Source organism: Shewanella waksmanii ATCC BAA-643 (assembly GCF_000518805.1).
Lineage (GTDB): Bacteria > Pseudomonadota > Gammaproteobacteria > Enterobacterales > Shewanellaceae > Shewanella > Shewanella waksmanii.
The window spans coordinates 87,534-100,999 of sequence record NZ_JAEH01000007.1 but is presented as its reverse complement, the minus strand read 5'-3'; the positions used below and the strand labels follow the sequence as shown (position 1 = coordinate 100,999).

Genomic DNA, 13,466 nt, shown 5'->3' with positions numbered 1-13,466 from the left:
AATTTCAAGGCCAAATCTAAGGGCTAAATTGTCATTTGTTCAATGTTGGAACTCTAGATTGCCAATCTATTAGATCAGATATCTACCCTGGTAGGTGTTCCCTCAGCGGATAATTAGTTTATGCTAACCCTAATAACAAAAACGGCTTTGCCAACCCTCAAACAGATTAAAGGTAGTTTTCATGAAGTTCGATTCTCTCTCCCCTATGCCAGCCGATCCCATCTTAGGATTAATGACACAATATCGCCTCGATAATCACCCTCATAAGATTGATTTGGGTGTAGGTGTGTATAAAGATGAAGCGGGTCATACGCCAATTTTGGCTTGTGTAAAAGCAGCGGAACAACATCGAATCGATACAGAGGAAACTAAAGTTTACATTGGGCCCACCGGTTCTGCTGACTTTAATCAACTCATTGCTGAATTGGCTTTTTCAGCGTCTCATCGAGTGATTGAGCAAAATCGAGTGAGAACGGTATCCACTCCTGGTGGAACCGGTGCACTGCGCGTGGCTGCGGACTTTATAACCCGAGTAAATCCACAAGCTGTCATTTGGGTCAGCGACCCAACCTGGGCAAACCATACTGGTCTATTTGAAGCCGCGGGTATTACAGTTAAAACATACCCCTACTATGATCATGACAACAAGACACTTAAATTCGATGAGATGCTCGCTTGCCTAGAACAAGTTAGCAGCGATGATGTGGTATTACTGCATGCTTGTTGTCATAACCCAAGCGGCATGGACTTAACGAATCCGCAATGGGATCAAATTGCAACTCTTGCGAGCGATAAGGGCTTTACGCCACTTATCGATATGGCCTACCAGGGTTTTGGTGACGGGGTTGATGAAGATGCTCACGGAGTCAGAACAGTTGCAGCTCAAGTAGAAAGCATGATTTTGTGTAGCTCATGCTCTAAGAACTTTGGCTTATACCGCGAACGCATTGGTGCGTGTTCTATTATTGGCAAAGACAGTCAAGCAGCGGATATCGCGTTTTCTGTGTTGTTATACGTGGTTCGCTGTATCTACTCTATGCCGCCAGCGCACGGGGCAGCGATAGTAGAAACAATATTGGGTTCACAAGAGTTAAAGCAGCAATGGTTAGATGAATTAGCTGTCATGCGAAATCGCATCAATGGCAATCGTGCCATGCTAGTTGACCAACTAAAAGCCCTAGGTGTACAGCGAGACTTTAGCTTCATCGCTAGCCAGAAAGGCATGTTTTCATTCTTAGGTATTAATCCACAGCAGGTAGCGGAAATACAAACTAAGCATAGTGTTTACATGGTTGATTCGAGTCGCATATCGATCGCAGGGATTGGTGAGGCTAACGTTGATTACTTAGCTAAAGCCATCGCTGACGTACTATAAAATCAGCCATTAGTTTGCGAGTAAAAAAGGGGCGGTATTTACAGCCCCTTTTTTCATTTAAACAACACTTCGTTCAAAATCTTGCATAAATTTAATTAAGGCCTCCACACCACAAAGAGGCATCGCGTTATAAATACTTGCACGCATCCCGCCTACACTGCGATGGCCTTTAAGCGCGACTAAATTGCACTGCTTTGCCGCCTCAAGAAACTGCTGATTTAAACTTTCATCTTGCAGATAAAAAGTGACGTTCATCTGTGAACGATTTTCTCTCTCAACTTTAGACAAGTAAAAATTACTGCTATCAAGGTATTGATATAGCGCATCCGCTTTTTGTTTATTGATTGCCGCCATGGCACTGATGCCGCCTTGGGCTTTAAGCCAGGCAAACACCTCTGCTGCGAGATACCATGCAAAGGTAGGCGGCGTATTGTACATTGAGCCGTGTTTAACCGCTAAACGATAATCCATAATTGACGACTGCGGTAACGCCGGTAAAGTAAGCATGTCATCGCGTACAATGACGATACTTAACCCTGATGGTCCGATATTCTTTTGAGCGCCGGCATAGATGAGGCCAAATTGGTTTACATCAATCTCTCGCGACATAATATTAGAGGACATGTCGGCGATAACGGGCCATGGGCATTCAATACTTTCAAAAATTTCGATACCGTCAACGGTCTCATTTGGACAATAGTGCAGGTAACGATAATCTTCAACTGAGCCTGTGAACTTTGGAATTTCTATACTATTGATACCATTTTCTTTTTTTACAATGTTAACGGTATCAATCTTATCGTCACCAGCCAGTTTCTTGGCTTCTTCAACAGCTGCGTTAGACCAACTCCCATCGGTTAAATACAGCGCTCTACCATCATTGCCGAGAAAATTATTCACAACAGCTGAAAACTGTCCCCGGCCGCCGCCATGCATAAATAGCACATGATAATTGTCAGGAATGTTCATTAATCCACGTAGATCGGCTTCTGCTTGCTCCGTTAGCGCAATGAATTCCTTACTTCGGTGGCTTACTTCCATCACCGACACACCCAGTCCATTCCAGTCTAATAACTCCTCTTGTGCCTTTTGCATCACGGCAGCGGGTAACATCGCTGGACCTGCACAGAAATTATATGTTGCGCTCACTTAGTACTCCTTTATTCCACTTAATGACTAGTTTTTGCTTGTGGTGTGTAATGATTATTTTTATATAGTTAAAACAAAACGAGCGTCCAAATGGACGCCCGTTTATATACTTACTGCTTATGCTTCAGGTTGTTCAGCGTCTGTCGCATCGTCCTGTGCTTCAACAGTTTCATCAGGATTATCGTTCGCTATTACGATTGGGTTTCCCTCCTCGTCTAGCTCAATCTCTTCCTGAATCTCTTCGATACGCTGCAGACCAACGACGTGTTCATCCTGTGCCGTGCGAATGATTGTTACGCCTTGGGTATTACGCCCAATGATTGATACGCCTTCAGCTGGCGTTCTAACTAAGGTGCCCTTGTCACTAATCAACATGATTTCATCATTAAGGCCAACCTGCACCGCACCGACTACTGCGCCGTTACGTTCACTCACCTTAATAGAAACAACACCTTTAGTGCCACGGCTCTTAGCTGGATACTCTGCAAGCTCTGTGCGCTTACCATAACCATTCTCTGTAACCGTTAGAATTGCACCATCTTCTTTAGGCACAATCAAAGATACAACTTTTTGACCTTCTTCAAGCTTAATACCGCGAACACCTGTTGCGGTACGGCCCATGGCACGTAGTGCGACAATCTCTTCGCCGGTTTCAGGGTCAACTTTCACTTGGCCAGTTTCGGCATCACGTGCTTTCTCGTTAAAGCGAACCACTTTACCTTCATTTGAGAACAGCATGATGTCGTTACTGCCATCAGTAATATCAACACCGATTAACTGATCACCATCTTTCAGGTTAACTGCAATAATACCGTTAGCACGTGGATTGCTATAAGCCGTTAAGGCAGTTTTCTTAACAGTACCGTGTGAAGTGGCCATGATGATATATTTATCATCAGCATATTCACGTACCGGCAGAATTGCAGTAATGCGTTCACCATCAGCCAATGGCAGTAGGTTAACGATTGGGCGACCACGAGCCTGACGACTTGCCAATGGCAGTTGATATACTTTAAGCCAGTACATCTTACCAAAGTCAGAGAAACACAAAATGGTATCGTGCGTGTTAGCAACCAATAGCTTTTCGACAAAATCTTCGTCTTTGACTTTAGTTGCCGCTTTACCTTTACCACCTCGACGTTGCGCTTGGTAATCGGTTAAAGGCTGATACTTGGCATAACCTAGGTGAGATAAAGTAACGACAACATCTTCTTCGTTAATCAAATCTTCTAAGCTGATGTCGACTGCTGATGCGTTTAGCTCAGTACGTCTTTCATCGCCAAAGTTCTCAAGCACTTCTTGCAGTTCTTCTTTGATCACTTCCATTAAGCGTTCAGGGCTGCGTAAGATAAATAATAGCCCTGCAATAAATTCTAATAGCTCTTCATATTCGCTAAGAATTTTTTCGTGCTCTAGTCCGGTTAACTTGTGTAGACGTAGATCAAGAATCGCTTGTGCTTGCTGCTCAGTAAGGAAATAATTACCGTCACGAATACCATACTCTGGCTCTAGCCATTCTGGGCGTGCTGCATCATCGCCGGCTTTTTCTAGCATGCCTTGCACGTTACCAAGCTGCCAACCTTGGGCAACCAGTTTCACTTTTGCTTCAGCTGGTGTCGGTGACGCTTTGATTAACTCAATAATCGGATCGATATTGGCCAGTGCGATTGCTAGCGCTTCAAGGATATGCGCTCTATCACGAGCTTTACGTAATTCAAATACTGTACGTCGAGTGACGACTTCACGACGGTGAAGGATAAAGCACTCAAGCATCTCTTTTAGGTTAAATAGTTTAGGTTGACCGTTAGTCAACGCCACCATGTTAATACCAAAAGAAGTTTGAAGTTGCGTTTGTGAATAAAGGTTATTAAGGACAACCTCGCCCACTTCGCCTCGCTTAACTTCAACAACGATGCGCATACCGTCTTTATCAGACTCATCACGTAGACCGCTAATGCCTTCGATCTTCTTGTCTTTAACAAGCTCAGCAATTTTTTCAATTAAGCGGGCTTTGTTAACTTGATAAGGGATTTCGGTGACGATGATGCGTTCACGACCATTATCTTCAATCTCAACTTCTGCACGGGCACGCATCACAGCTTTACCACGACCGGTACGGTAGGCATCTTCAATACCTTTGCGTCCGTTAACGATGGCAGCGGTTGGGAAATCAGGGCCTGGTATATAGTCCATTAGCTGTTCAATCGACAAGCTTGGCTCATCAATTAATGCTAAACAGCCTGAGATGACTTCCGATAAGTTATGTGGCGGAATGTTCGTTGCCATACCGACCGCAATACCCGAAGAACCGTTAACTAACAGTGCCGGAATACGAGTAGGTAATACAGCTGGGATATGTTCTGTACCATCATAGTTAGGTACAAAATCTACAGTCTCTTTGTCAAGATCCGCTAATAGTTGATGCGCCAGCTTATCCATGCGGATTTCTGTATAACGCATTGCAGCAGCGGCATCACCATCTACAGAACCGAAGTTACCTTGGCCGTCTACTAACGTATAACGCATTGAGAATGGCTGTGCTAAACGAACGATAGTGTCATATACCGCTGAATCACCGTGAGGGTGATATTTACCGATCACATCACCCACAACACGGGCAGACTTTTTATACGGTTTATTCCAGTCGTTTTTTAGTTCGTTCATCGCGAATAATACGCGGCGGTGAACAGGTTTCAAGCCGTCTCTTACATCAGGTAGAGCACGCCCGACAATTACGCTCATGGCGTAATCCAAATATGAATTCTTTAATTCGTCTTCAATATTAATTGGTGTTATAGATGAAGCCAGATCAGTCATAAACTGCTCGATCCCTTGAAATTTAGCTTACCCAAAAACTGCCTACTTTATGTACGCAATCTGGATAAAGCCTGAAAACGTGATTTGGCATTCTAACACAGTTATTTATTGGTGCTAGACCCTATTGAAATTTCCCTAAAAATAACTGCTAGCCAGCAAAAAGGTTGACCCAAATCAAAACGCTAGCAACTAGTGTTCAACTGTTTAGATAATCGTCAATTAGCGTCACTTTGTTGCTAGGCAATATTCTCGGTATCGGTATAATGCCGTTAAGACTATTTCGCTTAATTAAGGTGCGCACGTGGTAGATAACCAAAATGTTGATCCGCAAGAGATCGCTAAATTCGAAAAAATGGCCGCTACATGGTGGGATTTAAATGGCGAATTTAAGCCGTTACATAAGTTAAACCCATTGCGCCTTAATTACATCGACCAAACTGTCGGTGGTCTATTTGGCAAAAAAGTTATCGACGTTGGCTGTGGTGGCGGAATTCTATCAGAAAGCATGGCGCGAATAGGTGCACAAGTTGATGGGCTCGATATGGGTGAAGAACCACTGGAAGTGGCTAAGCTCCATGCACTTGAATCACAAGTCACTATTAACTATATCCAATCGACCGCCGAAGCCCACCGAGATCAACATCGCCAAGCATACGATGTCGTTACCTGTATGGAGATGCTCGAGCATGTGCCTAATCCAAGCTCTGTCATCCAAGCCTGTGCCGATATGGTTAAACCTGGCGGCTATGTGTTTTTCAGCACCATTAACCGTAACATCCGTGCTTATATAGAAACCGTCATCGGCGCAGAATACCTGTTAAAAATGTTGCCTGTTGGCACCCATGACCACAACAAGTACATCAAACCGGCTGAATTAATAGCGATGGCAGACCATGCAGATTTATTGTGTACTGATGCTACTGGTATCACCTACAACCCGCTAACTGATATTTTCAAATACACAGACAGCTTAGATGTCAACTACATGATAGCGACTAAGAAGATAGATGAATAAACTCCCCCTACCCCCGCAGGCTAGTATAAAGGCGGTGCTGTTTGATTTAGACGGCACATTGGCTGATACAGCGGCCGATTTAGTCGCTGCATTGAACCTAGCATTAATAGATCATGGCCATGAAGCCGTGACGCTTGACGCGATGCGCCACGTTGCCTCAGATGGTAGTTTGGCTCTGGTTAAAGCCTCAACTACAGGTCTTAATGATGAGCAGTTAGAACAGGTTCGCCAGAGTTTATTGACGCATTATGCCAGCGTGAATGGTCAGCAAGCGGAATTATTTACTGGCATGGCGGCACTATTAACTGCACTTAGCGATCGTAATATCGCTTTCGGGTTAGTAACAAACAAACCTGCACGCTACACACGCCCCTATATGGACCAAACCGGCCTAACAAGTAAAATGGCAACCATAATCAGTGGTGATACCACCACGTTGTCAAAACCGCACGCAGCGCCTATGTTGCTGGCAGCACAACAGATGGCAATCGAGCCACAGCAGATTCTTTATCTTGGTGATGCACTCAGAGATCTTGAAGCAGCTAAGGTGACGAACATGCTTGGTGGCGTTGCAGGCTGGGGCTATATAAAAGATGCCGATAGTGCAGCGCAATGGCCACATCATTTCTATTTTAATCAAGTAGAAGAAATCATTAAGACCATTGACGCTATAAATCAAAGTCGCTAAACCTTGCACTATTGATGGCCAATATTGCCACAGGCACGCGCAAATAATCGCCGTATCATCAAGCGAGTCGATCGCACGATCCATACTAGGATCTTGCGATCTAGCTGATTAAGTTTAGCCGCGCAAAAATCATCCATTAAGTTTAAGTCTATAGTAAAACAAGCTTTAAAGGTTAGCTGTTACTAACTCTTCACATTATCCTCAACTTATCCACAAGATACCCCCTGATTTCGTACTTGCATTATGGCGTTAACCTCACTATCTTGTACCTAACAAAATTAAAAGCACCATATATTGTGTGTAGGTAGCAATCAACGCACCACAGAACACGGATGTGAATAACGTCTTTTTTTGTTGCAAGATTGTTTTCATATAAAAACGAAGGGCCAATCAAGGCTCCTTTTTTAAGCGATATAAACAGGCCTATCTTTAATGAACAGCAATATGAAAGTCACCAAACGTAGTGGCGAGCGGGAAACCATTGATTTAGACAAGATCCATCGCGTGATCACTTGGGCAGCCAAAGGTCTAAACAATGTCTCCGTTTCAGAAGTTGAATTACGCTCGCACCTACAGTTTTTTGACGGCATCCCCACCGAAGCCATTCACGAGACCATTATTAAGGCTGCTGCCGATCTGATCTCTCCAGAGTCTCCAGATTATCAGTTCCTAGCAGCACGTTTAGCGATTTTCCACCTACGCAAGAAAGCATTTGGCCAATTTGAGCCTCCTAAGCTTTACGACCATGTGGTCGGTTTGGTTGAGATGGGCAAGTACGATGCACATATATTGCAAGACTATAGCCGCGAAGAGATAGACACGTTAGATAGCTATATCGATCATTGGCGTGACATGAACTTCTCTTACGCAGCAGTTAAACAACTAGAAGGTAAATATCTAGTTCAAAACCGCGTAACCCATGAAATTTATGAAAGCGCACAGTTTTTATACATTTTAGTGGCGGCATGCCTATTTGCTAAATATCCACAAGAGACGCGCCTTAAGTGCATTAAAGATTTTTACGACGCAACCTCTACCTTTAAGATTTCATTACCAACACCAATCATGGCCGGCGTTCGTACGCCCACTCGCCAGTTTAGTTCTTGTGTATTGATTGAATGTGGCGATAGCTTAGATTCTATTAACGCTACTGCGTCGTCTATTGTTAAGTACGTATCACAACGTGCGGGTATTGGGGTCAATGCTGGCCGTATTCGTGCACTGGGTAGCCCAATCCGTGGCGGAGAAGCGTTCCACACCGGTTGCTTACCTTTTTTCAAGTACTTTCAAACAGCGGTTAAATCCTGCTCGCAAGGCGGTGTACGTGGTGGCGCAGCTACCCTTTTCTACCCGATGTGGCATTTAGAAGTCGAGTCACTGCTGGTACTTAAGAACAACCGTGGTGTGGACGACAACCGTATTCGCCATCTTGATTATGGTGTACAACTTAACAAGTTAATGTACCAGCGCTTGATTAAGGGCCAGCACATTAGTTTGTTTAGTCCATCAGACGTCCCTGGTATGTATGATGCATTCTTTGAAGATCAACAAGAATTCGAACGCCTGTATTTGCAATACGAAGCCGATGAGTCTATCCGTAAAAAGCAGATAAAGGCATCAGAGTTGTTCTCACTGATGATGCAAGAGCGTGCCTCAACCGGTCGTATTTATATTCAAAACGTGGATCACTGTAATACACATAGTCCGTTTGATTCGCGCGTTGCACCTGTACGTCAATCGAATCTTTGTTTAGAGATTGCCTTACCTACCAAGCCGTTGAACAACATCAACGATCCTGATGGTGAAATCGCGCTATGTACGCTATCAGCGTTGAACTTAGGTGCAATTAAAAATCTAGATGAGCTAGAGCCATTAGCGGATTTAGCCGTGCGTTCGCTAGATAGTTTGCTTGATTATCAAGACTATCCTATTACCGCAGCACATAAAGCATCGATGAATCGCCGTACCTTAGGTATAGGTGTGATTAACTTTGCTAACTACTTAGCTAAAGAAGGTGTGCGTTACTCTGACGGTTCTGCAAACAATATTACCCATAAAACATTTGAAGCGATTCAATATTATCTATTGAAAGCGTCTATGAAATTGGCTAAAGAACAAGGCGCCTGCCCGTCATTCCACGAAACCAATTACGCTAAGGGTATCTTACCGATTGATACTTACAAGCGCGATTTGGATAAGATTTGTGATGAACCACTGCATATGGATTGGGACACGCTACGTGAAGAGATCAAACAACATGGTCTGCGTAACTCTACCCTTTCAGCATTGATGCCGTCAGAGACCTCTTCTCAGATCTCGAATGCGACCAACGGTATTGAACCGCCACGCGGGTTGATCAGTGTCAAAGCCAGTAAAGATGGTCAGTTGAAGCAAGTGGTACCTGATTTTGAAAAGTACCAGTATAGCTACGAGCTACTTTGGCAAATGCCAAATAACGAAGGTTACTTGCAACTTGTCGGGTTAATGCAGAAGTTTGTCGACCAAGCAATTTCGGCCAATACAAACTATGACCCGACGCGTTTTGAAGGTCAAAAAGTACCGATGCAAGCACTATTAAAAGATTTATTGCTTGCCTACAAATACGGTGTGAAGACGCTTTATTATCACAACACTCGAGATGGTGCTTCTGATAAGCACGATGACATTACCAGCATAGAAAAAGAAGACGATAGCTGTGCCGGCGGTGCGTGTAAAATTTAAGCCCGTATCCTAGTTAATTAGATAATAATGTGGGGGCCTAGCCCCCATAGAATGGAAGAGTAAAAATGGCCTATTCAACTTTTTGTCAAACACCTAATAATGCCCAACTCGAGCCTATGTTTATGGGCCAACCTGTCAATGTTGCTCGTTACGATGTGCAAAAGTATGAAGTGTTTGAGAAGCTCATTGAAAAGCAGCTGTCTTTTTTCTGGCGCCCAGAAGAAGTTGACGTCAGCAAAGACAAAATTGATTACAATGCACTACCAGAGCATGAGAAACACATTTTCATCTCAAACCTAAAGTATCAAACCTTGTTAGACTCGATTCAAGGTCGTTCACCTAACGTGGCTTTTTTGCCGTTGGTGTCATTACCGGAACTAGAGACTTGGATTGAGACTTGGTCATTTTCTGAAACAATTCACTCGCGCTCTTATACCCACATCATTCGTAATATCGTCAATGATCCTTCGGTAGTTTTTGATGACATTGTTGAAAACGACGAAATCCTAAAACGAGCCAGCGATATTGCTGTGTATTACGATACATTGATTAATCTTACCCAAGCGTACAACTTGCATGGTGAAGGTGTGCATGAGATTGATGGTCAATCAATCAATGTGACTCGTCGCGAGATTAAAAAAGCCCTCTATCTGTGCATGATGTCCGTCAATGTACTAGAAGCGATTCGCTTTTACGTTAGTTTTGCTTGCTCTTTTGCATTTGCAGAACGTAAAGTCATGGAAGGCAATGCAAAGATTATTCGTTTGATTGCCCGCGATGAAGCGCTGCATTTAAATAGTACTCAACACATCATCAAGATAATGCAAGGTGGCAAAGACGATCCAGAAATGGGTGAGATAGCCAAAGAGTGTGAAGAGCAAGCTACCGCCATCTTTGTTAAGGCTGCAGAGCAAGAAAAAGAATGGGCTAAATACCTATTTAAAGATGGCTCGATGATCGGTCTTAACGAGCAGATCCTTTGCCAATATGTAGAATACATTACCAACGAGCGCATGCGCTCTGTTAACTTGGTTAGCCCCTATAGTGAGATCACTAACCCACTACCTTGGATGAAAAACTGGTTGGAAAGTGATTCTGTGCAAGTCGCACCACAAGAAGTAGAAGTATCTTCTTATCTTGTTGGTCAAATCGATGCGTCTATCGATGAAGATGAGTTTGCCGATTTTGACCTATAACGTCATCAAAAAGGCGCCTATCGTTAGCCTTAAAGGACAACCTGTGCTGCTGTATACCCAGCAGCACACAAGTCTGTTGCACGCACTAGAAGCCAAGAAAGTGAAGGTATTTTCAGAATGCCGTAACGGCTTTTGTGGTGCATGTAAAACCAAAGTACTGAGCGGTAAAGTAAAATATCATACCGATCCGCTTGTAGAGTTAGAGTCCGACGAATGTTTACCTTGTTGCTGTCATCCCGACAGTGACGTCGACCTTGAGCTTTCCAGCCAAGGGGCCGATATCTTTCCTGTCAGACAAACGTTAAACACTCAGGAACGAGTAGATAACGACAATAACGTAAAAACCCGCTAAAGCGTTACCCCGGCTTTTCCATCTATTGACCATATTTAGTTTGCAGTGCTTCGAAGGTTTGGCTTGCTTGTAATTTGCTAAAACTGCGTTTTAGCGTTTCCATATCTATGTGTTCAGCATGTTTTTTAGATAACTGTACCCAAGGTGTTTTCACTTCTAACACCAAGGGCTCACCCAATGTCAGTTGCATATTATCTTCATTCTGTATTGATGCGACTGCATTATTGATCGACTGCAGCGACCCAATAATCGCATCAACTCTTCCTGCCATTAATAGCCGAACACCTTGGCGATAGTCCACAACATGATATTTAGATATCGCCGTATTGGTGTCAATTGGTTCATAAAACTTAGCCCCGCGTAAATAGGCTAACTTTTGGCCTGCTAAATCGTCCAAATGGGATATCGCCCAATTTTGTAAACCTATGACGACTATTTTTTTTGACGGCAGCGCGGCAACATAATCAACATATTGTTCTAGTGCGGGATTACGAAACATAATGGTAAGGTCTATTTTGCCTTGTTTTAATGCACTGACAACGCGTGCGTAAGGCACCACTTTATTGTTATCGACATAGCCCGCGTCTTTCGCCAGCGCATTTGCAAATTCGAAATAGATACCACTGAAATGACCATCTTCGTCAATGCCGTAGGGCTTAAAACCTATGGTATAGATATTTAACTGTAATGGTTCAGCCTTAACTGAACTCGTCTGAGTAAAACTAACAATTAATAGGATTATGCTAAAAGATAGGCATTTATCCAGCATACTTGCCCCACTTGAGAGATGTTACTACTAAAAATAGTTGAATCTTGCTTGATAGCAAAGTCATCAGCTATAGATATTTACCCGACATAAAGGATTTGTTTGTAGTCAAAGACCCGCTATTTAGATTTAGTAATTGACTGATGAATTCGATTAATATCCATCAACGCTGCGCTGCCATACCACGGATGCAACTCCATAACTAAGCTGCCCGCTTGTATGGCTGGATCTGTAGCAGTTAATGCTTGCGCCTCTTCAATGGTGCTGACATTAAATATATAAATCCCCCTTAAGTCACCCTCATCCAAAAACGGACCCGCTAGTACTAATTTCCCCTCTTTTGCTAAGCGACTTATATTGTCCATATGTTGTTTTTGCAATGTACTAGCGTGCTGCTTGTCTTGAGGGCGATGAGGCCCTTTTTTAAGTAATGCCATTACATAGCGTTTCATTCCATAGTCATCGCCTTGTAATCGCTCGGCAAGCTGCGCATCGTATTGTGCTCTAACCGTTGTACTGACACTGATACACATCATAAAAATAAAGGCCGCGCACCACAGCAGGAAGTTCGAGCGCTGCAACCAAGTTGTAAGTTGATGGGTTAAACCTAAATGAAATTTAGTCGAGGATACTTTCATTAACATGACCTGTTGCCTTATTGTTAGTATTAAAACTAACTGAGAAATACATTTTAGCAAGCAACAAACTAGATTAAATTCAGTCTATTGACTGAGAGTATTAGTACTTAGCGACGTAGTTGCCCTATGCCTAGTTTGCTATAGTCCGGTCAAATTAAATTTCAGGGTAAAACCTGCCTAGTTAAGCCTAAATGCGGCTCCTCTAGCAACATGCCCGAGCTATTACGCTACCCATGTTGTCGACACCTATAATTTACTTTAAGGAAGAAGTAATGAAACAGCAGTTTTCACAATACCTATCTCGTTTACCCGCTCCAGTTGTAATTGGTTTAATGCTTTGGCTGGCCTCGACACTAGCAAGTATTCTACTTGGCGTATTTCAAGAGATATTAGGCAGTGAATCTACTAGCGGCAATGTTATGACCATTGTGATGCCAGCTATATGTATTGGCCTATATTTAGGCCAAACTACCGGGGCATTAATCAGCCGAAAAACGCGATGGCTAGCGATAATCTGTTGGACTGGCTTAAACTTAGTCGCGTTGGCACTGCTAATGTTAACAATGGATACGGCTTTGATAGACGATTTTAGTGAGCTAGGTTGGTTTAACTTAGTGATTGCAGTCGCGATGATTGTCTATCTTTTGATTGCTTATTACTGTTTTAAATGGGGTGAAAAACTCGGCGTTAAGCAATATCACAAGCAAGCAGCGCAATAATCTGCTGCAAATAGTATAGAAAACCAGCTT

General features: G+C 43.3%; 11 protein-coding genes. 7 read left to right on the top strand and 4 right to left on the bottom strand.

The genetic code is table 11. From position 1 onward, the window contains the following. The first annotated feature begins 181 nt into the window (after positions 1-181). A complete protein-coding gene (locus L865_RS0104870; RefSeq protein ID WP_028772198.1) occupies positions 182-1,375 on the top strand; it encodes an amino acid aminotransferase in 1,194 nt (397 codons plus the stop codon). A gap of 57 nt (positions 1,376-1,432) precedes the next feature. Here the strand turns inward: L865_RS0104870 and serC are convergent, their stop codons facing one another. Both serC and gyrA read right to left on the bottom strand, forming a co-directional pair. Further along, the gene (gene serC, locus L865_RS0104865; RefSeq protein WP_028772197.1) at positions 1,433-2,524 is read right to left on the bottom strand and encodes a 3-phosphoserine/phosphohydroxythreonine transaminase; all 1,092 of its coding nucleotides are present in this window, start codon (positions 2,522-2,524) and stop codon (positions 1,433-1,435) included. Between the two features lie 117 nt (positions 2,525-2,641). After that, entirely contained in the window at positions 2,642-5,341 is a 2,700-nt protein-coding gene (gene gyrA, locus L865_RS0104860; RefSeq protein ID WP_028772196.1) for a DNA gyrase subunit A, read from the bottom strand. Between the two features lie 301 nt (positions 5,342-5,642). Here gyrA and ubiG point away from each other — a divergent pair, with 301 nt between their 5' ends. From ubiG to yfaE, 5 genes are all read left to right on the top strand, one after another. After that, positions 5,643-6,356, top strand: a complete 714-nt coding sequence (ubiG, locus tag L865_RS0104855) for a bifunctional 2-polyprenyl-6-hydroxyphenol methylase/3-demethylubiquinol 3-O-methyltransferase UbiG (RefSeq protein ID WP_028772195.1) — start codon at positions 5,643-5,645, stop codon at positions 6,354-6,356. After that, positions 6,349-7,044, top strand: a complete 696-nt coding sequence (locus L865_RS0104850; RefSeq protein ID WP_028772194.1) for an HAD family hydrolase — start codon at positions 6,349-6,351, stop codon at positions 7,042-7,044. The genes ubiG and L865_RS0104850 overlap by 8 nt, the downstream gene beginning before the upstream one ends. Positions 7,045-7,476: 432 nt before the next feature. Then, the gene (gene nrdA / locus L865_RS0104845; protein WP_028772193.1) at positions 7,477-9,765 is read left to right on the top strand and encodes a class 1a ribonucleoside-diphosphate reductase subunit alpha; all 2,289 of its coding nucleotides are present in this window, start codon (positions 7,477-7,479) and stop codon (positions 9,763-9,765) included. 65 nt (positions 9,766-9,830) lie between these two features. Continuing rightward, positions 9,831-10,961 carry a class Ia ribonucleoside-diphosphate reductase subunit beta gene (gene nrdB / locus L865_RS0104840; RefSeq protein ID WP_028772192.1) on the top strand — a complete coding sequence of 377 codons (1,131 nt, stop codon included), beginning with the start codon at positions 9,831-9,833 and terminating at the stop codon, positions 10,959-10,961. Next, entirely contained in the window at positions 10,930-11,313 is a 384-nt protein-coding gene (yfaE, locus tag L865_RS0104835; RefSeq protein WP_051484450.1) for a class I ribonucleotide reductase maintenance protein YfaE, read from the top strand. The genes nrdB and yfaE overlap by 32 nt, the downstream gene beginning before the upstream one ends. 22 nt (positions 11,314-11,335) lie before the next feature. Here the strand turns inward: yfaE and L865_RS23170 are convergent, their stop codons facing one another. Together L865_RS23170 and L865_RS0104825 are read right to left on the bottom strand one after the other, a co-directional pair. Then, positions 11,336-12,082 (bottom strand): substrate-binding periplasmic protein, encoded by a 747-nt coding sequence (locus L865_RS23170; protein ID WP_051484449.1) that lies wholly within the window; start codon positions 12,080-12,082, stop codon positions 11,336-11,338. Positions 12,083-12,198: 116 nt separating this feature from the next. Next, positions 12,199-12,723, bottom strand: a complete 525-nt coding sequence (locus L865_RS0104825) for a YciI family protein (protein ID WP_245608394.1) — start codon at positions 12,721-12,723, stop codon at positions 12,199-12,201. Between the two features lie 266 nt (positions 12,724-12,989). Here L865_RS0104825 and L865_RS0104820 point away from each other — a divergent pair, with 266 nt between their 5' ends. After that, positions 12,990-13,436, top strand: a complete 447-nt coding sequence (locus L865_RS0104820; RefSeq protein WP_028772189.1) for an ABZJ_00895 family protein — start codon at positions 12,990-12,992, stop codon at positions 13,434-13,436. The last annotated feature ends 30 nt before the right edge of the window (positions 13,437-13,466 follow it).

Coding starts and splice junctions, on each gene's coding strand:
- L865_RS0104820 (WP_028772189.1), top strand. CDS start 12,990: ATGAAACAGCAGTTTTCACAATACCTATCTCGTTTACCCGCTCCAGTT.
- L865_RS0104825 (WP_245608394.1), bottom strand. CDS start 12,723: ATGTTAATGAAAGTATCCTCGACTAAATTTCATTTAGGTTTAACCCAT.
- nrdA (WP_028772193.1), top strand. CDS start 7,477: ATGAACAGCAATATGAAAGTCACCAAACGTAGTGGCGAGCGGGAAACC.
- L865_RS0104870 (WP_028772198.1), top strand. CDS start 182: ATGAAGTTCGATTCTCTCTCCCCTATGCCAGCCGATCCCATCTTAGGA.
- gyrA (WP_028772196.1), bottom strand. CDS start 5,341: ATGACTGATCTGGCTTCATCTATAACACCAATTAATATTGAAGACGAA.
- nrdB (WP_028772192.1), top strand. CDS start 9,831: ATGGCCTATTCAACTTTTTGTCAAACACCTAATAATGCCCAACTCGAG.
- L865_RS0104850 (WP_028772194.1), top strand. CDS start 6,349: ATGAATAAACTCCCCCTACCCCCGCAGGCTAGTATAAAGGCGGTGCTG.
- L865_RS23170 (WP_051484449.1), bottom strand. CDS start 12,082: ATGCTGGATAAATGCCTATCTTTTAGCATAATCCTATTAATTGTTAGT.
- yfaE (WP_051484450.1), top strand. CDS start 10,930: ATGAAGATGAGTTTGCCGATTTTGACCTATAACGTCATCAAAAAGGCG.